The organism is uncultured Bacteroides sp., from assembly GCF_905207245.1.
Taxonomy (GTDB): domain Bacteria; phylum Bacteroidota; class Bacteroidia; order Bacteroidales; family Bacteroidaceae; genus Bacteroides.
In genome coordinates this window covers 25,833-43,275 of record NZ_CAJLKP010000053.1, presented here as the reverse complement: position 1 = coordinate 43,275, position 17,443 = coordinate 25,833, and the positions used below count along the sequence as shown (strand labels likewise).

At 42.6% G+C, this 17,443-nt stretch carries 20 protein-coding genes; 18 read left to right on the top strand and 2 right to left on the bottom strand.

What is annotated here, in order from left to right:
- The 15 genes from QZ135_RS15920 to QZ135_RS15850 form a co-directional block, all read left to right on the top strand.
- Positions 1 to 317 (top strand): DegT/DnrJ/EryC1/StrS family aminotransferase (locus tag QZ135_RS15920; RefSeq protein ID WP_294611367.1); only part of this gene is annotated, 317 nt, incomplete at its 5' end.
- 65 nt (positions 318 to 382) lie between these two features.
- On the top strand, positions 383 to 592 hold the full coding sequence (locus tag QZ135_RS15915) for a hypothetical protein (protein ID WP_118223559.1): 210 nt from the start codon (positions 383 to 385) through the stop codon (positions 590 to 592).
- Positions 589 to 864 carry a type II toxin-antitoxin system YafQ family toxin gene (locus QZ135_RS15910; RefSeq protein ID WP_294611364.1) on the top strand — a complete coding sequence of 92 codons (276 nt, stop codon included), beginning with the start codon at positions 589 to 591 and terminating at the stop codon, positions 862 to 864. Before QZ135_RS15915 ends, QZ135_RS15910 begins: the two co-directional genes overlap by 4 nt.
- A 164-nt stretch (positions 865 to 1,028) precedes the next feature.
- Complete coding sequence (locus QZ135_RS15905; protein WP_294611361.1) at positions 1,029 to 1,538, top strand: HU family DNA-binding protein; 510 nt, start codon at positions 1,029 to 1,031, stop codon at positions 1,536 to 1,538.
- A 39-nt stretch (positions 1,539 to 1,577) separates the two neighbouring features.
- The gene (locus tag QZ135_RS15900) at positions 1,578 to 1,673 is read left to right on the top strand and encodes a smalltalk protein (RefSeq protein ID WP_009128363.1); all 96 of its coding nucleotides are present in this window, start codon (positions 1,578 to 1,580) and stop codon (positions 1,671 to 1,673) included.
- Positions 1,674 to 1,848: 175 nt separating this feature from the next.
- Positions 1,849 to 3,408, top strand: a complete 1,560-nt coding sequence (gene dnaB, locus QZ135_RS15895; RefSeq protein ID WP_294611358.1) for a replicative DNA helicase — start codon at positions 1,849 to 1,851, stop codon at positions 3,406 to 3,408.
- 99 nt (positions 3,409 to 3,507) lie between these two features.
- Positions 3,508 to 3,816 carry a hypothetical protein gene (locus QZ135_RS15890; protein WP_294611355.1) on the top strand — a complete coding sequence of 103 codons (309 nt, stop codon included), beginning with the start codon at positions 3,508 to 3,510 and terminating at the stop codon, positions 3,814 to 3,816.
- Positions 3,771 to 4,373, top strand: coding sequence for a nucleotidyl transferase AbiEii/AbiGii toxin family protein (locus QZ135_RS15885; RefSeq protein ID WP_294611352.1), 603 nt, complete (start codon positions 3,771 to 3,773; stop codon positions 4,371 to 4,373). Before QZ135_RS15890 ends, QZ135_RS15885 begins: the two co-directional genes overlap by 46 nt.
- Before the next feature lie 75 nt (positions 4,374 to 4,448).
- On the top strand, positions 4,449 to 6,911 hold the full coding sequence (gene pheT / locus QZ135_RS15880; RefSeq protein ID WP_294611349.1) for a phenylalanine--tRNA ligase subunit beta: 2,463 nt from the start codon (positions 4,449 to 4,451) through the stop codon (positions 6,909 to 6,911).
- 31 nt (positions 6,912 to 6,942) lie between these two features.
- Positions 6,943 to 7,680: a YebC/PmpR family DNA-binding transcriptional regulator gene (locus QZ135_RS15875; RefSeq protein WP_294611346.1), complete on the top strand. Its 738-nt coding sequence runs from the start codon at positions 6,943 to 6,945 to the stop codon at positions 7,678 to 7,680.
- Positions 7,680 to 7,925, top strand: coding sequence for a TIGR03905 family TSCPD domain-containing protein (locus QZ135_RS15870; protein ID WP_294611343.1), 246 nt, complete (start codon positions 7,680 to 7,682; stop codon positions 7,923 to 7,925). The genes QZ135_RS15875 and QZ135_RS15870 overlap by 1 nt, the downstream gene beginning before the upstream one ends.
- 132 nt (positions 7,926 to 8,057) lie before the next feature.
- Positions 8,058 to 9,320, top strand: a complete 1,263-nt coding sequence (locus tag QZ135_RS15865; protein ID WP_294611340.1) for an Nramp family divalent metal transporter — start codon at positions 8,058 to 8,060, stop codon at positions 9,318 to 9,320.
- Positions 9,321 to 9,345: 25 nt separating this feature from the next.
- Positions 9,346 to 10,104, top strand: coding sequence for an exodeoxyribonuclease III (locus QZ135_RS15860; RefSeq protein WP_294611336.1), 759 nt, complete (start codon positions 9,346 to 9,348; stop codon positions 10,102 to 10,104).
- Between the two features lie 16 nt (positions 10,105 to 10,120).
- A complete protein-coding gene (locus QZ135_RS15855) occupies positions 10,121 to 10,582 on the top strand; it encodes a C-GCAxxG-C-C family protein (protein WP_294611333.1) in 462 nt (153 codons plus the stop codon).
- 253 nt (positions 10,583 to 10,835) lie between these two features.
- Positions 10,836 to 11,036 (top strand): winged helix-turn-helix domain-containing protein, encoded by a 201-nt coding sequence (locus QZ135_RS15850; protein WP_009128350.1) that lies wholly within the window; start codon positions 10,836 to 10,838, stop codon positions 11,034 to 11,036.
- Between the two features lie 95 nt (positions 11,037 to 11,131).
- Here the strand turns inward: QZ135_RS15850 and pdxH are convergent, their stop codons facing one another.
- Positions 11,132 to 11,776, bottom strand: coding sequence for a pyridoxamine 5'-phosphate oxidase (gene pdxH / locus QZ135_RS15845; RefSeq protein WP_294611373.1), 645 nt, complete (start codon positions 11,774 to 11,776; stop codon positions 11,132 to 11,134).
- A gap of 44 nt (positions 11,777 to 11,820) precedes the next feature.
- Complete coding sequence (locus tag QZ135_RS15840; protein ID WP_294611329.1) at positions 11,821 to 12,756, bottom strand: fimbrillin family protein; 936 nt, start codon at positions 12,754 to 12,756, stop codon at positions 11,821 to 11,823.
- Between the two features lie 133 nt (positions 12,757 to 12,889).
- Between QZ135_RS15840 and lepA the strand changes: the two genes are divergently transcribed.
- The 3 genes from lepA to nhaA all read left to right on the top strand — a co-directional run bounded on the left by lepA (position 12,890) and on the right by nhaA (position 17,334).
- Positions 12,890 to 14,671, top strand: coding sequence for a translation elongation factor 4 (gene lepA / locus QZ135_RS15835; protein ID WP_294611325.1), 1,782 nt, complete (start codon positions 12,890 to 12,892; stop codon positions 14,669 to 14,671).
- A 107-nt stretch (positions 14,672 to 14,778) separates the two neighbouring features.
- Positions 14,779 to 15,957: a sodium:proton antiporter gene (locus QZ135_RS15830; protein ID WP_294611322.1), complete on the top strand. Its 1,179-nt coding sequence runs from the start codon at positions 14,779 to 14,781 to the stop codon at positions 15,955 to 15,957.
- Positions 15,958 to 16,014: 57 nt separating this feature from the next.
- Positions 16,015 to 17,334: a Na+/H+ antiporter NhaA gene (gene nhaA / locus QZ135_RS15825; RefSeq protein ID WP_294611319.1), complete on the top strand. Its 1,320-nt coding sequence runs from the start codon at positions 16,015 to 16,017 to the stop codon at positions 17,332 to 17,334.
- The last annotated feature ends 109 nt before the right edge of the window (positions 17,335 to 17,443 follow it).

The window sequence follows — 17,443 nt, the reverse complement described above, 5'->3', positions numbered from 1 at the left end:
CTGACGATCGTTTCAATGCCAATTATTGGTTGTCTACGATTCTGATTGATCCTGAGAAGACCGGTACTAATTATGACGAAGTTCGTGTACAACTTGATGCCAAAGGTATTGAGACTCGTCCTTTGTGGAAACCTATGCACCTTCAGCCTGTCTATGCGAATAATCCTCGCTATGTGAATGGTGTTTCAGAACGTTTATTCAATATGGGTTTGTGTATTCCTGCCGGTCCTTGGGTGACGGATGAAGACGTTGCCTGCATTGTAGAACAAATAAAAGCGTGTTGTGCGAAATCTAGTTTCATAACAGTTCTCAAATAAAATATTTAATTTCTTGACGATTCCGTAATTTGTGGTATCTTTGTAACAGAAAGGAGAATTTATATATGACGCAGTTAATAGTGACAATAGAAGATGCAAGCTTGTTGCCAGATTTGAAGAAAGCAATAAAAATGTTGCGGGGAGTGGGGAATATTTCTGTTAAGAAAGCGGAGACTTCTCTCAATGAGACTACTTTACGCGCAATGCGGGATGTGAAAGAAGGACGTACCATAAAGTGCAAAAGTTTTGAGGAGTATTTGGAGAAAGTGAAATGAAATATGAATTAGAATTTACCCGCCAATATCTGAAAGATTTAAAGTTGGCTAGGAAAAGAGGGCTTGATGAAAGTAAACTTAATGAGGTTATATTAAAATTAATAACAGGTAAAGAATTGCCTGCAAAAAATCGAGATCATGTATTAAGTGGTAATTATAATGGCTTTCGCGAATGTCATGTAACCCCTGATTGGTTGTTGATTTACAGCTTGAATTCTTCATTAAAAATAGTGACTTTAGTGCGTACCGGGTCACATTCTGATTTATTTTGATTATCTATCTTTGCTGATTTTTAGCTACTTATAACTTTTCTCAGAAAAACTGCTCTCATCACTCTTTTTCCTTCTTTTATTAGAGATTTAATCCTCACCTTTGCATCATTGTTGATCAACAAAGTGAATTAAAAAACAGAATTTAAATCTCTAAATGAAAAAGTATGAGTGCAATTTTTAGGACGGTAGAGAGACCGTCGGACCCTCGGGTTGAGAATTCTCCCAAAAAGTTTTTTCCGCAGTTAATAACGTTAGGACAGAGTGTAGACCTGAACTTCATAGCTCAGAAGATGCAGGATCGTTCTTCACTTTCTATCGGTGATATCCGAAGCACGATGCAGAACTTCGTGGAAAAACTGAAGGAGCAGTTGCTGGAAGGCAAAACAGTGAATATTACAGGATTGGGAGTGTTTATGTTGGCTGCCAAGTCGAAAGGAGAAGAGAAAGCCGAAGACGTGACTGCCAAGAGTGTGGATAGTGTCCGTATTTGCTTTCAGGCTAATAAAGAGCTGAAAATCAACAAGACAGCTACCCGTGCCGGTGAAAAACTGGATTTGGTAAGTCTGGATGATTATCTGAAAGGTTTATCGAATGTTCCTTCGGGAGGTGGTTCAGGCAGCGGCTCGGGTGGTGACTCGGGCGACGATGGACTGGAGGATAATCCTCTTGGATAATTGGATGAATTGAATATTTAGGAATTAAAAAAAATCGCTATGAAGAAAACGAGTTGGAATGTAATATTAAAAGTGATAATTGCCATAGCCAGTGCCGTTGCAGGTGTGATTGGCGGACAGGCAATGACGATCTAAAATATAGGTTGATGTGATGTAAAGAGCTATTCCCGTTTTTTCGGGAATAGCTCTTTTTTTGTTTGGCAGAATTGGGGAAGTTTTGATTTATAAGCATTATCTTTGCCATCCCCTTTTCTGAAAAATATCAGTAGAAAAGGCTGCAGATAATTTATAATTCATAGTATTCTAAAAAATGGCAGAACAGAAAAGAACTCCCCGGAGCAATTCCAAAAACAAAGTGCAGCCCGTGACCGATTATGGGCGTATTCAACCGCAAGCACCGGAATTGGAAGAAGCTGTATTGGGAGCATTGATGATAGAGAAAGACGCTTATTCACTGGTAAGCGAAATTCTACGTCCGGAGTCTTTTTACGAACACCGGCACCAGTTGATTTATTCCGCTATCACCGACCTGGCTGTGAATCAGAAGCCGGTGGATATTCTTACCGTGAAAGAACAGCTTGCCAAACGCGGCGATCTGGAAGAGGTGGGTGGTCCTTTCTACATCACCCAGTTAAGCAGTAAAGTAGCATCTTCGGCGCATATTGAATATCATGCCCGTATCATTGCCCAGAAAGCGTTGGCTCGTGAACTGATTACCTTTACCAGTAATGTACAGAGTAAAGCCTTTGACGAAACTCTGGACGTAGACGACTTGATGCAGGAGGCTGAGGGAAGACTGTTTGAGATTTCCCAGCAGAATATGAAAAAGGATTATACACAGATTAATCCTGTAATTGCTGAGGCTTATCAATTGATTCAGACTGCGGCTGCCCGTACTGACGGTTTAAGTGGTTTGGAAAGCGGTTTTACCAAGCTCGATAAAATGACTTCCGGTTGGCAAAGATCTGACCTTATCATTATAGCTGCCCGTCCGGCCATGGGTAAAACGGCGTTCGTGCTCTCTATGGCAAAGAATATTGCAGTAAACTATCGTAATCCGGTAGCCGTGTTTTCACTTGAAATGAGCAACGTGCAGTTGGTGAACCGTTTGATTTCCAATGCATGTGAAATTCCGAGTGAGAAAATAAAGAGTGGGCAGTTGGCAGATTATGAGTGGCAACAATTGGATTATAAACTGCGTGACCTTCTGGATGCTCCGTTGTATGTAGATGATACGCCTTCTTTGTCTGTGTTTGAACTTCGTACAAAGGCACGTCGTCTGGTGCGCGAGCATGGGGTGAGAATTATTATTATTGACTACCTTCAGTTGATGAATGCGAGCGGTATGTCATTTGGTAGTCGTCAGGAAGAGGTAAGTACCATTTCGCGTTCGTTGAAGGGGTTGGCAAAGGAGTTGAACATTCCTATTATAGCCTTGTCGCAGTTGAACCGTGGTGTAGAAAATCGTGAAGGTGAAGAGGGAAAACGTCCGCAGTTGAGCGACTTGCGTGAATCGGGAGCCATTGAGCAGGATGCCGATATGGTATGTTTCATTCACCGTCCGGAATATTATAAGATTTATACTTCGCAGGATGGTACTGATTTGCGTGGTATGGCGGAGATTATTATTGCCAAACATCGTAATGGTGCGGTAGGCGATGTGCGTCTGCGCTTTATTGGACAGTTCACTCGTTTCCAAAATCCGGAAGATGATATGGTGATTCCGCAACCGGTGGATGGTAGTGGAGGTTTGTTAGTCTCAAAAATGAATATGGAAAGTGATGGCACTGTGCCGCCACCGGCTGATTTTGTGCCTCAAACAGATAATCCGTTTGGTGGAGTGGGGACGGATGGACCGTTACCGTTCTAAATATTTAAATAAGCTCTTAAACTTTCAATAAGTTGTTTTGTTGATATGATGACTATTAATTGAGTAAAAATTATATCTTTGCAAAAAAAACTAAGGCTGATGGTATCTGCAAATCAATATATAAATATGTTTTCTGCTCATCTTTTCTGGGATGTGCGTAGGGAGGATATGGATCTTGATAAACATTTTGAGTATATAATCAAAAGAGTGTTGGAGTATGGTTTGCTGAAGGATTGGAGGTTGATTCGAGAATATTACGGATTGGCTAAGATTGTTGAAGTAACCAAGGAAATGAGAGACTTGGAACCTCGTGCTTTAGCTTATATTTCTGCTATATCTAAAACGCCTAAAGAACAGTTCAGATGTTACACTTATCGACAATTGAACCCTCAACACTGGAACTTTTAAAAAAGTTACAGCAACTTCCAGAACTTCGTGAAACACGATTAGTAGGTGGCACAGCACTTGCTTTACAATTGGGGCACCGGAAATCTATCGACTTAGATTTTTTTGGTACAGTAAGCTGTAGTACTCAAGAATTAGTTGATGCTATAAAGGATGTGGCAACTCTTACTATCTTGAAAGAATCTTCTCATATACATATTTATTTAATAGACGGCATAAAAGTGGATGTTGTGAACTATAAATATCTGTGGCTTGATAAGGTGGTCCTAAAACAGGGAATCCGCATGGCGAGTTTTAGGGATATTGCTGCAATGAAGATAACAGCTGTTGTAGGGCGGGGAACTAAGAAAGATTTTATTGATATTGCATTCTTATTGCGTCGTTTTTCTCTGGATGAAATCTTAAGTTTTTATTCAGAGAAATACAATGATGGCTCGATATTCATGGCGATGAAAAGCCTTGTTTACTTTGATGATGCAGAAAACGATCCAATGCCTGATATGTTTGTGAATCAGTCTTGGGAGCAAGTAAAAGAATATATCCTATCAAAGATTTCTTGATATATTATTCCCCCCAACCCAAAAAATCTTATTACCTTTGCGGGTCACTTTTGGAAACAATAAAAAATTAATGATATGAATATCTCTTATAATTGGTTGAAAGAGTATGTCGATTTCGATTTGACACCCGAAGAAGTTGCGGCTGCATTAACTTCTATTGGCTTGGAAACAGGTGGTGTAGAAGAAGTGCAAACAATTAAAGGCGGACTGGAAGGTCTCGTAATCGGTGAAGTGCTGACATGCGTTCCTCATCCGAATTCAGACCACATGCACGTGACTACTGTAAACCTGGGACAGGGTGAGCCTGTACAGATTGTATGCGGTGCGCCGAATGTGGCTGCCGGTCAGAAAGTGGTAGTTGCCACATTGGGTGCGAAACTCTATGACGGGGATGAATGTTTTACGATTAAGAAGTCTAAGCTCCGAGGTGTGGAGTCTATCGGCATGATTTGTGCTGAAGATGAAATTGGTATCGGTACGGACCATGCAGGCATCATCGTATTGCCGGCTGATGCTGTTCCAGGTACTCTTGCCAAGGATTACTATAACATCAAGAGCGACTACGTACTGGAAGTGGATATCACTCCGAATCGTGCCGACGCTTGTTCGCACTATGGCGTGGCCCGTGATTTGTATGCTTATCTGGTGCAGAATAACAAACCGACTTCTTTGAAGAAACCGTTGGTAGATGCTTTTGCAGTTGAAAACCATGATTTGGATATCAAGGTTACAGTAGAAAACAGCGAAGCATGTCCTCGCTATGCCGGCGTAACGGTGAAAGGCGTAACGGTGAAAGAAAGTCCGGAATGGTTGCAGAATAAGCTTCGTATCATCGGATTGCGTCCTATTAATAATGTGGTAGACATCACGAACTATATCGTTCATGCATTCGGCCAACCGCTGCACTGCTTTGATGCAGATAAAATAAAAGGTGGTGAAGTCATCGTGAAGACAATGCCCGAGGGAACTCCGTTCGTCACACTGGATGGTGTGGAACGTAAATTGTCCGACCGCGACCTGATGATTTGTGATAAGGAAAAACCGATGTGTATTGCCGGTGTATTCGGTGGTTTGGATTCCGGTTCTACGGAAATGACTAAAGATGTCTTCCTGGAAAGCGCTTATTTCCACCCGACATGGGTACGTAAGACTGCCCGTCGTCATGGATTGAATACAGATGCTTCTTTCCGATTCGAAAGAGGTATTGATCCCAATATCACTATTTACTGCCTGAAACTGGCTGCCATGATGGTGAAAGAGTTGGCTGGCGGCACTATATCTTCTGATATTAAGGATGTATGTGTAGCTCCTGCTCAGGACTTCATTGTAGAACTGGCTTATGAAAAAGTAAATTCATTGGTAGGTAAAGTGATTCCGGTAGAAACAATCAAGAGCATTGTTTCCAGTCTGGAAATGAAAATAACCAATGAGACGGTGGAAGGATTGACACTGGCAGTGCCGCCTTATCGTGTAGACGTACAGCGCGATTGCGATGTCATTGAAGATATTCTTCGCATTTACGGATATAATAATGTGGAAATTCCGTCCACATTGAAGTCCAGTTTGACAACGAAGGGAGAACATGATAAGTCGAACAAGTTGCAGAACCTTGTAGCTGAACAGTTGGTGGGTTGTGGATTCAATGAAATTCTGAACAATTCATTGACTCGTGCCGCTTATTATGACGGAATGGAAACTTATCCTTCCCGGAATTTGGTGATGTTGCTGAACCCGTTGAGTACGGACCTGAATGCTATGCGCCAGACTTTACTGTTCGGTGGTTTGGAAAGCATCTCTCACAATGCCAACCGCAAGAATGCCGACCTGAAGTTCTTCGAATTCGGAAATTGCTACTATTTCAATGAGGAAAAGAAGAATCCGGAAAAGTCATTGGCTGCTTATACCGAGAATTATCATCTCGGCTTGTGGGTAACAGGAAAGAAAGTATCCAATTCGTGGGCGCACTCTGATGAAGAAAGTTCTGTGTATGAACTGAAAGCTTACGTAGAGAATATTTTCCTCCGTTTAGGATTGAATATGAGGAATCTGGTGGTAGGCAATCTGACGGATGATATTTATGCCACCGCTTTGTCTGTACAAACTAAAGGTGGAAAGCGCCTTGCAACATTCGGTGTTGTAACGAAGAAGATTCTAAAAGCTTTCGATATTGACAATGAAGTATATTATGCTGACCTGAATTGGAAGGAGCTGATGAAAGCTATTCGCTCTGTGAAGATCAGCTATACGGAAATTTCTAAGTTCCCGGCTGTGAAGCGTGATCTTGCCTTGCTGATTGACAAGAAGGTACAATTCGCCGAAATCGAAAAGATTGCTTACGAGACGGAGAAGAAGTTGCTGAAAGAAGTTTCCCTCTTCGACGTTTATGAAGGCAAGAATCTGGAAGCAGGTAAGAAATCGTATGCTGTGAGCTTCTTGTTGCAGGATGAAACACAGACGTTGAACGACAAAATGATTGATAAAATCATGTCGAAACTCGTGAAGAACCTGGAAGATAAGCTGGATGCAAAGCTACGCTAATTAATAATTAAATAATTAAAATATAAAACCAATGGGAAGAGCATTTGAATATAGAAAAGCTGCCAAATTGAAAAGATGGGGTCATATGGCAAAGACCTTTACAAGACTGGGTAAACAAATTGCTATTGCTGTGAAGGCCGGTGGCCCGGAGCCGGAAAATAATCCGACTTTACGTTCGGTGATTGCTACCTGCAAGCGTGAGAACATGCCAAAGGATAACATTGACCGCGCTATCAAGAACGCGATGGGTAAGGATCAGAGCGACTATAAAGGAATGACTTATGAAGGATACGGCCCCCATGGTATTGCTGTATTTGTAGATACATTGACCGATAACACCACTCGTACAGTTGCCGATGTTCGTTCCGTATTCAATAAGTTTGGCGGCAACCTGGGCACTATGGGCTCATTAGCTTTCCTGTTCGACCATAAATGCATGTTTACTTTCAAGAAGAAGGATGGCATAGATATGGAAGAACTTATCCTCGATTTGATTGATTATGATGTAGATGATGAGTTTGAAGAGGATGAAGAAGAAGGTACAATCACTATTTATGGTGATCCGAAGAGTTATGCAGCTATCCAGAAGCATTTGGAAGAGTTTGGCTTTGAGGATGTCGGCGGTGAGTTCACCTATATTCCGAACGATACGAAGGAGGTGACTCCCGAGCAACGTGAAACTCTCGATAAGATGATAGAACGCCTCGAAGAATTTGATGACGTGCAAACGGTTTATACCAACATGAAGCCGGAGGAGAGTGAAGAGTAATGAAGTATACTTATAAGACTCAAGGTACGTGTAGCTCTCATATCGAATTGGAAATAGAAGATAATATAATAACGGATATTGCATTTTGGGGAGGTTGTAACGGTAATTTGCAAGGTGTTTCCCGGTTGGTGAAGGGAATGCCGGTGAGTGATGTTATCTCTCGCCTGGAAGGTATCCGTTGCGGAAGACGCTCTACTTCTTGTCCGGATCAGTTATGTCGGGCACTGCATGAAATGGGATTCTAACTAAATCCCTGTACTTTCAGAAAACATAGGTTCGCCCTCGGTATTTCAAAATACCGGGGGCTTCTTTTTTGAACTGAAAGTATGTATCGCTTGTTATTATTTCGTAATTTTACGCCATTAAAAGAACGAACAATGAAAAATATTCTGAAAGACTTGAAACGTAAAGACCACAAGAGGTATCTGGGTGGTCTGGACGTATTTAAATATATCGGACCGGGACTTCTGGTGACGGTTGGTTTTATTGATCCGGGAAACTGGGCTTCTAATTTTGCAGCAGGTTCGGAATTTGGTTATTCCCTGTTATGGGTGGTGACTTTGTCAACGATTATGCTGATTGTATTGCAACACAATGTGGCTCACTTGGGTATTGTGACCGGTTTGTGTTTATCGGAAGCAGCCACAAAGTATACTCCTAAGTGGGTGTCCCGTCCAATTCTGGGTACTGCGGTGCTGGCGTCCATTTCGACTTCGCTTGCTGAGATTCTGGGAGGGGCCATTGCATTGGAAATGCTTTTTGACATTCCGATAATCTGGGGAGCCATATTGACAACGGTTTTTGTGGTGATTATGCTTTTCACAAACTCGTATAAGAAGATTGAACGCTCCATTATTGCGTTTGTTTCTGTTATTGGGCTTTCCTTTATTTATGAGCTGTTTCTGGTGAAGATTGACTGGCCATTGGCTGTGGAAGGATGGGTGACACCTGCATTTCCGAGAGGAAGTATGCTGATAATTATGAGTGTGCTGGGAGCGGTTGTGATGCCTCATAACCTGTTTTTGCATTCGGAGGTGATTCAGAGTCACGAATATAATAAACAGGATGATTCTTCTATACGGAAAGTTTTGAAATATGAATTATTTGATACGCTCTTTTCTATGATTGTGGGCTGGGCTATCAATAGTGCCATGATATTGCTGGCTGCTGCCACTTTTTTTAAGAGTGGCATCCAGGTTGAAGAACTGCAACAGGCGAAATCGTTGTTGGAACCCTTACTTGGAAGCAGTGCGGCTGTAGTGTTTGCCTTGGCATTGCTGATGGCTGGTATATCTTCTACTATAACCAGCGGTATGGCAGCAGGTTCTATCTTCGCCGGTATTTTCGGAGAGTCTTATCATATTAAGGATAGTCACTCGCAGGTGGGTGTGCTGCTTTCATTGGGCATCGCATTGTTACTGATATTTTTTATCGGAGATCCTTTTAAAGGGTTGCTGATTTCGCAGATGGTGCTGAGTATACAGTTGCCGTTTACCGTCTTTCTGCAAGTGGGACTGACATCTTCCCGTAAAGTGATGGGACAATACGTCAACAGTAAGTGGAGCAGTTTTGTGCTTTATGCTATTGCCGGTATTGTAACGGTGTTGAATATAATGTTATTGATATCTGAATTGTCGTAGAGTATAATACAAAAAAATAAATAATATGAAGATTATTACATACAACGTAAACGGACTACGTGCCGCTGTTAGTAAAGGTTTACCGGAATGGTTGGAACAGGAACAAGCTGACGTAGTGTGCATTCAGGAAACGAAATTGCAACCGGACCAGTATCCGGGAGAAGCCTTGAAAGGGTATAAGCATTATCTGTACTCCGCGCAGAAAAAAGGCTATAGCGGGGTTGCCATTCTTAGCAAGCAGGAACCGGATCATGTAGAATACGGCATGGGTATGGAGGAATATGATAATGAGGGTCGTTTCATCCGCGCCGATTATGGTGATATATCTGTTGTTAGCGTTTATCATCCGTCAGGAACCAGTGGAGACGAACGTCAGGCATTTAAGATGGTATGGCTGGAAAAGTTTCAGGAATATGTGACGGAACTGCGAAAGTCGCGCCCGAAATTGATTCTTTGTGGTGATTATAATATCTGTCATGAAGCAATAGATATTCATGACCCTATCCGTAACGCTACCAATAGTGGCTTTTTGCCGGAAGAGCGGGAATGGATGACGCGCTTTCTGAATGCGGGCTTTATAGACACTTTCCGTGTGTTGCATCCCGAACAGCAGGAATATACTTGGTGGAGCTACCGCTTCAACTCACGTGCTAAGAATAAAGGATGGCGTATTGATTATTGTATGGTGACCGAGCCGGTGCGTCCGATGCTGAAAGAGGCGCGTATACTGAATGATGCCGTACATTCCGATCATTGTCCCATGTTGTTGGAAATAGAAGGATAAAGAGGGGAGAGGAGCAATGTTTGAAGAAAGAATTGAGAAAGCAGTAGAAAACTTTAAGAGTGGCTTTAATTGTTCCCAGTCCGTTGTGCTCGCTTTTGCCGATATGTATGGGTTTACAGAGGAACAAGCAGCTCGTATGGCAGCCTCTTTCGGCGGTGGCATAGGCAGGATGAGACAGACGTGTGGCGCTGCATGCGGCATGTTTTTGCTTGCCGGGTTAGAGACTGGTGCCACAGACCCTAAAGACCGGGAAGGAAAAGGCGCCAATTATGCTTTGGTGCAGGAGCTGGCTGATGAATTCAGGAAGCGGAACGGTTCTACCATCTGTGCCGAATTATTAGGCTTGAAGAAACCCGAAGGAGTTTCAACCCCCGAAGAACGTACAGAACAATATTATGCTAAACGCCCCTGTGCCAGGATGGTAGAGGAAGCTGCACGTATATGGGCTGAGTATCTTGAAAACAGACGGTCTATTTGACCCGAACAGACCATCTGTTGAGGGCAAACGGACCATCTGTTTGGGCTAAACAGACCGTCTGTTTCAATAGAATGGATTATAACTTTTGGTCTTACTCGCTGAAAAAATGCTCTTTTTATGACATATAATGCAAAAAAACGGATAATAACGTGTTATATAACATAAAAATAACTATCTTTGCCCCTGAAATAAAATCTGAACCTCCTCAATGAGAGAATTTAGATGAAGCATGTATAACTAAAAACAAAAGAAAATGTTGAAAGAAAAAGCTGGTGAAACTGCAGGAAAAATTTGGAATGCACTGAATGAGACTGAAGGTTTAACTGCTAAACAAATCAAGAAAGCAACTAAGTTGGTAGACAAAGATTTGTTCTTAGGCCTTGGCTGGTTGTTAAGAGAAGAAAAAATCTCTACTCAGGAAGTAGAAGGCGAACTGTTTGTTAAGTTGGTTTAAGAGAGAGTGACATTTATCTTATAAAAAGAAGCGTTGATACATGAAAATGTTATCAACGCTTCTTTTTATATCCCGTTCCATACTCTTGGAACAATTCAGGGGGCCAGCCTTTCCTGTTTCCAACTGCCGTCTTTCAGAGGGATATATTGAATACGGTCGTGTAAGCGGTTTTCCCGTCCCTGCCAGAATTCGAACCGGGTAGGGGTTACGGCAAAGCCTCCCCAGTTGTCAGGACGTTTGATTTCGTGTCCTGCCAGTTTGAAAACCTCTTTTACGAAAGCCCGCATAATTTCCATGCGGCTATTTATCACCCGGCTTTGCGGAGATATTCTTGCACCTATCTTACTCTTATAGGGCCTGTTTGCAAAGTAGGTATCCGATACCTTGCCGGAGCATTTTTCAGCCCTTCCCTCAATGTGCACCTGCCTCTCGAGTTTGTGCCACACAAAAGAGAGGGAGATATATGGATTTCCAGCCAATTGCCGGCCTTTGCGGCTTTCATAATTCGTAAAGAATATGAATTTATCATTATCTAATCCTTTCAGCAGGACAGTGCGTGTGGAAGGATGCCCTTCTGCCGAAACAGTTGCCACTATCATAGCAGTGGGCTCGTCTTCTTTACTATTGATGGCTTCATTGAGCCATTCTTCGAATTGCCTGAAAGGATTGTCATTGATGACACATTGCGTCAACTTGCCTTTCGTATATTCTTTTCTGATTTCGGATATTCTGATTTCCATCATTTTGCTTTGCTGTTGTATCTTAGTGATGTAAGTTGAATTATTTATTTTTGTATAGGGTAAATGGGATTTCCGGACTCATCCACCTCCGTCCAGTCCTTGATGCTTACATTGGGAAATGATACGGAATTTCCGTCGATAATGGCGCTGAAAACGTATGAGAATCCACCTGCCAGTTTGCCGGGAATAGGGATGGCGGCTGTGTAGGTTCGTGGAGTGGTTTCACCGTCAGCCAGTACTTTTAAGGTCATTGACATGGGGCTGGTTGCACGTGTTGGCAGGACAATGACTTGTGCAAGAAACCCGTTTTTGCCCATGTTGAGTGGAGTGGTGTCATAGGTGGTGGTAGCTTCAATGATACCGGTACGCAGGTCAAGACTGGCACCCGGAGTTGGCGGAAGAATAGTTGCCGAAACCAAGCTGTCGAGTTTTAACCCTTCGCCTGCCGACAAATCAATGACTACTTGGGAAGCCACGTGTTGAAATACGATGGGCATTTGAATTTGTGAAGCCATTATATCTTGTTGCAGGCTTTCCCACCACAGGTAATCTACGCCATTCTTTAAAGGAGCGGATACGCCATTGGTAATGTCAGGGGGATAAGTTGATGAATTTTTGGAGAATGCATACATATTATATGTACCGTTGCTAAGGAACATTTTATACCCGTCCAGCCCTGTCAACAGGCCTGCGGAAGATGTGGTGTACAAACCTTCGGCAAGCGGCTCCTTGAAATTACTGTCTGCTGTTTTAAAGGCATAAACCTGACTGGCTAACCCTTTGGGCATGGGCGACATGGATCTGGTCACTTTCCGACTTTCGAGTGAAGCGGAAAATGTGATGAGTGCCTCAGAATCGTTTGAGGATTCTCCATGCCCCGATTCTCCATTTTCGGGAGTTGAACCATAAATAATGATTTCGTTTTTAGAACATCCGGCAAGCAATAAAAGAGTGCATGCAAACATAATATACTTTCTCATTTCAGTTAAGTGGTTTAGGTTATTGTCCATACATAACAGCACAACGATGGAATAGTTTTCATATTTTTCATTATCTTTGCGCACGAAAAATTAGAGTGAATACAATTAGATAATCGATTTAGGATAAACATAGATGAAGAATATACGTAACTTTTGCATTATCGCCCACATTGACCATGGTAAGTCTACTTTAGCCGACCGTTTGCTTGAATTTACCAATACTATACAAGTGACCGGAGGACAAATGCTTGATGATATGGATCTGGAAAAGGAGAGAGGTATCACCATTAAGAGCCATGCCATCCAGATGGAATACACATACAATGGTGAAAAATATGTTCTGAATCTGATAGATACTCCGGGACACGTGGACTTCTCTTATGAAGTATCCCGTTCCATTGCTGCCTGTGAGGGTGCGTTGCTGATTGTAGATGCTTCGCAAGGTGTACAGGCTCAAACCATTTCCAACCTTTACATGGCAATTGAGCATGACTTGGAAATCATTCCGGTTATCAACAAATGTGATATGGCGAGTGCCAATCCTGATGAAGTGGAGGATGAAATTGTAGAATTGCTTGGCTGTAAACGTAGCGAAATTATCCGTGCGTCTGGTAAGACGGGTATGGGTGTGGAAGAAATTCTGGCAGCGGTTGTCGAGCGTATTCCCCATCCCGAAGGTGACGAAGAAGCTCCGTTGCAGGCTTTGATTTTTGACTCCGTATTCAACTCTTTCCGTGGCATCATTGCTTACTTCAAGATAGTGAATGGTGTGATTCGTAAAGGAGATAAAGTGAAGTTCTTCAATACCGGTAAAGAGTATGATGCCGATGAAGTTGGGGTACTCAAGATGGAAATGGTACAACGCCAGGAACTACGTACAGGAGACGTGGGATATATTATTTCCGGTATTAAAACTTCTAAAGAAGTGAAAGTGGGAGATACCATTACCCACATTGCCCGTCCGTGCAAAGAGGCTATTGCCGGTTTCGAGGAAGTGAAGCCAATGGTCTTTGCCGGCGTGTATCCCATTGAAGCGGAAGACTTTGAAGACTTGCGCTCTTCTTTGGAAAAACTGCAATTGAACGATGCTTCGCTGACTTTCCAGCCGGAATCTTCGTTGGCACTGGGCTTTGGTTTCCGTTGCGGCTTCCTCGGATTGCTGCATATGGAGATTGTGCAGGAACGACTTGACCGTGAATTCGACATGAACGTGATAACTACCGTACCGAACGTTTCTTATAATATCTACGACAAACAAGGACATATGACAGAGGTGCATAACCCCGGAAGCATGCCCGACCCTACAATGATAGATCGTATTGAGGAGCCTTATATTCGTGCTTCTGTTATCACAACCACCGATTATATAGGTCCCATTATGACATTGTGTCTGGGAAAACGCGGCGAACTGGTGAAGCAGGAATACATTTCAGGCAATCGTGTGGAGATTTACTATGATATGCCTTTGGGAGAAATCGTTATCGACTTTTACGACAAACTGAAAAGTATCTCGAAAGGATACGCCTCTTTTGATTACCATGCCAGCGGTTTCCGTCCATCCAAGTTGATAAAACTGGATATCTTGTTGAATGGCGAACCGGTGGATGCGCTTTCTACACTGACACATTTCGACAATGCTTACGACTTGGGACATCGCATGTGCGAGAAGCTGAAAGACTTGATTCCGAGACAGCAGTTTGACATTGCTATTCAGGCTGCCATCGGAGCAAAAATCATCTCTCGTGAAACCATTAAGGCGGTGCGTAAGGATGTAACGGCTAAGTGCTACGGTGGTGACGTGAGCCGTAAGCGTAAGTTGCTGGAGAAGCAGAAGAGAGGAAAGAAGCGTATGAAGCAAATTGGTAATGTTGAAGTGCCGCAGAAAGCGTTCCTTGCGGTATTGAAATTAGATTAATATAAAAAAGCCTAAAAGCTGATTCATATTAGCCGGGGGATTGTTCTCTTTCTGTAGGACTGTCTTGGCAATCCCCCTTTATGTTGACAAATTCTAACTAATAATAAATGAGAAAAGTTCTATCGTTCTCGGCCTTCCTGGTGGTTGGCCTTTTTGTGGCTCAATATCTTCCTGCGTGGTCAGGCAATGATTATGGTACGGTGAAAACAGTATCCAATGTGCTGTTATACATCTGTTTGGGATTCATTATGATTAATGTGGGGCGTGAGTTTGAGGTGGATAAATCCCGTTGGCAAACTTATGCGAAAGATTATTTTGTGGCAATGGCTACGGCAGCCATGCCCTGGTTCCTGATTGCTATTTACTATATCTTTATTTTGCTTCCTCCCGAATATTGGAATAGTTGGGAAGCATGGAAAGAAAATCTGTTGCTGAGTCGTTTTGCTGCTCCTACTTCCGCAGGTATATTGTTTACGATGTTAGCCGCTATCGGGTTGAAATCCAGTTGGATTTATAAAAAGATTCAGGTGCTGGCCATCTTTGACGACCTGGATACCATTCTGTTGATGATTCCCCTGCAAATTATGATGATCGGACCACGCTGGCAGTTGCTGGTAATTATCTTTATTGTTTTTTTGCTGTTATCTTTCGGTTGGAAGAAGCTGAGTAAATACAATATGAGGCAAGATTGGAAAGCTATTCTTTTTTATTCCGTTCTGGTGTTTGCCGCCACTCAATCCCTATATCTTATTACTAAGAATTTATACGGCGAAGAAGCCAGTATTCATATTGAAGTGTTGCTTCCGGCATTTGTCTTGGGCATGGTTATGAAACATAAAGAAATCGATACCGCTTGGGAACGGAAAGCTTCAACGGGAATCTCCTTTATCTTCATGTTTCTGGTAGGTATGAGTATGCCTCCACTTCAAGGAATCAGTCTTTCAGGAGATGCGGCAGGAATGGTTTCTGTCACCGGATCTCAGGAAATGATGCCTTGGGTGCTGATTATCATACATGTCATCATGGTGTCGTTGCTTTCCAATGTAGGTAAGTTATTTCCGGTATTCTTCTATCGCGACCGTAAATTGAGTGAACGTCTGGCACTTTCCATTGGTATGTTTACCCGTGGTGAGGTAGGGGCGGGAGTTATCTTTATTGCATTGGGGTACAATTTGGGTGGCCCGGCATTAGTAATTTCCGTACTTACTATTGTGCTTAATTTAATATTAACAGGTATATTTGTACTTTGGGTTAAAAAACTGGCGTTAATGAGCTATAAGGAATAGCTCATTAACAAAGTTGGAATCCCTTTTTGGGAAGCTAATACTTAAATCAAACATATAATGATTATTCTACGTACTGTGAAAAATATCTCATCACTGAATGTGGTGGCGAGCGTTCTACTGTTTCTGACGGCTATTCTGGCTGCCGTTGTGGCCAATTCCTCGTTAGCTCCAGTATATCAGAGTTTCCTGGTGCAGGAACTGCATTTGCGTATAGGTGATTTTAATTTGCTTTCGCACGGTGGTCATAATCTGACGATGATTGAGTTTATCAATGACTGCCTGATGACGATTTTCTTTCTGGCTGTAGGGTTAGAGATTAAGCGTGAATTATTAGTGGGAGAGTTGTCTTCTTTCCGAAAGGCGATTCTGCCGTTTATTGCGGCGTGCGGAGGTATGATACTTCCGGTTATCGTTTATTCATTGCTGGTAGCTTCCGGCACTCCCGAAACACGAGGTATGGCTATCCCTATGGCTACAGATATTGCTTTTTCTTTGGGGGTACTCAGTCTGCTGGGTAAGCGGGTGCCATTGAGCCTGAAAATATTTCTGACAGCTTTTGCCGTAGTAGATGATATTGGCGGTATTTTGGTGATTGCTATTTTCTATAGTAATGAGGTTGCTTACGGTTACTTGATTGTGGCGGCCATACTTTATACATTCCTATATTATATGGGTAAATTTGGCATGACGCAAAAGATTTTCTTCCTTTTCTTTGGCGTAATCATTTGGTATCTGTTCCTGCAATCCGGCATTCATAGCACTATATCCGGTGTGATACTGGCATTCGTCATACCTGCCCGTCCGCGACTGGATGCGGGTAAATACATAAGGCGTATCCGTGCTATTGTCAGTTCCTTTCCTGTGCTACAGTCCGATACCATCGTGCTGACTAATGAGCAGATTGCTACGTTGAAACAGGTGGAGAGGGCTTCGGACCGTGTAATCAGTCCATTGCAATCTTTAGAAGATAACCTGCATGGAACGGTGAATTTTGTTATTCTTCCCCTATTTGCTTTTGCCAATGCAGGAGTAGTGCTTAGTGGTGGGGAGGATGTCATAGGAAATGTAGGGCTTGCCGTTGGGCTGGGGCTGCTCTTAGGCAAGTTCCTGGGCATTTACCTGTTTACCTGGTTGACTATTAAAAGCGGACTTGCCCGTATGCCCGAAGGCATGAACTGGAAAAACATTGCCGGGGTATCGCTGTTGGTGGTTATCGGCTTTACCGTATCTTTATTTATAGCCAATCTTTCTTTCTCCGGCAGTTATCCTGAATTGCTGAATCAGGCCAAATTCGGGGTGTTGTGTGGCACAGCTATTGCCGGAATATTGGGGTATATTGTACTGAATCGGGTACTGCCGAAGAAGAAAAAGGCATAAATATAATAAGGTATATTGATTATCTACTGGTAATATTAGTTAAACTACTGCTTGTTTTAGTTGAATAACTAGTTGTGTTAGTTGTTTGTTCAAAACTTATTTCTATCTT

What these genes read in the sequence shown, in the direction of transcription:
- QZ135_RS15915 (WP_118223559.1), top strand. Translation starts at nt 383, where the DNA reads ATGACGCAGTTAATAGTGACAATAGAAGATGCAAGCTTGTTGCCAGAT.
- QZ135_RS15910 (WP_294611364.1), top strand. Translation starts at nt 589, where the DNA reads ATGAAATATGAATTAGAATTTACCCGCCAATATCTGAAAGATTTAAAG.
- QZ135_RS15905 (WP_294611361.1), top strand. Translation starts at nt 1,029, where the DNA reads ATGAGTGCAATTTTTAGGACGGTAGAGAGACCGTCGGACCCTCGGGTT.
- QZ135_RS15900 (WP_009128363.1), top strand. Translation starts at nt 1,578, where the DNA reads ATGAAGAAAACGAGTTGGAATGTAATATTAAAAGTGATAATTGCCATA.
- dnaB (WP_294611358.1), top strand. Translation starts at nt 1,849, where the DNA reads ATGGCAGAACAGAAAAGAACTCCCCGGAGCAATTCCAAAAACAAAGTG.
- QZ135_RS15890 (WP_294611355.1), top strand. Translation starts at nt 3,508, where the DNA reads ATGGTATCTGCAAATCAATATATAAATATGTTTTCTGCTCATCTTTTC.
- QZ135_RS15885 (WP_294611352.1), top strand. Translation starts at nt 3,771, where the DNA reads ATGTTACACTTATCGACAATTGAACCCTCAACACTGGAACTTTTAAAA.
- pheT (WP_294611349.1), top strand. Translation starts at nt 4,449, where the DNA reads ATGAATATCTCTTATAATTGGTTGAAAGAGTATGTCGATTTCGATTTG.
- QZ135_RS15875 (WP_294611346.1), top strand. Translation starts at nt 6,943, where the DNA reads ATGGGAAGAGCATTTGAATATAGAAAAGCTGCCAAATTGAAAAGATGG.
- QZ135_RS15870 (WP_294611343.1), top strand. Translation starts at nt 7,680, where the DNA reads ATGAAGTATACTTATAAGACTCAAGGTACGTGTAGCTCTCATATCGAA.
- QZ135_RS15865 (WP_294611340.1), top strand. Translation starts at nt 8,058, where the DNA reads ATGAAAAATATTCTGAAAGACTTGAAACGTAAAGACCACAAGAGGTAT.
- QZ135_RS15860 (WP_294611336.1), top strand. Translation starts at nt 9,346, where the DNA reads ATGAAGATTATTACATACAACGTAAACGGACTACGTGCCGCTGTTAGT.
- QZ135_RS15855 (WP_294611333.1), top strand. Translation starts at nt 10,121, where the DNA reads ATGTTTGAAGAAAGAATTGAGAAAGCAGTAGAAAACTTTAAGAGTGGC.
- QZ135_RS15850 (WP_009128350.1), top strand. Translation starts at nt 10,836, where the DNA reads ATGTTGAAAGAAAAAGCTGGTGAAACTGCAGGAAAAATTTGGAATGCA.
- pdxH (WP_294611373.1), bottom strand. Translation starts at nt 11,776, where the DNA reads ATGGAAATCAGAATATCCGAAATCAGAAAAGAATATACGAAAGGCAAG.
- QZ135_RS15840 (WP_294611329.1), bottom strand. Translation starts at nt 12,756, where the DNA reads ATGAGAAAGTATATTATGTTTGCATGCACTCTTTTATTGCTTGCCGGA.
- lepA (WP_294611325.1), top strand. Translation starts at nt 12,890, where the DNA reads ATGAAGAATATACGTAACTTTTGCATTATCGCCCACATTGACCATGGT.
- QZ135_RS15830 (WP_294611322.1), top strand. Translation starts at nt 14,779, where the DNA reads ATGAGAAAAGTTCTATCGTTCTCGGCCTTCCTGGTGGTTGGCCTTTTT.
- nhaA (WP_294611319.1), top strand. Translation starts at nt 16,015, where the DNA reads ATGATTATTCTACGTACTGTGAAAAATATCTCATCACTGAATGTGGTG.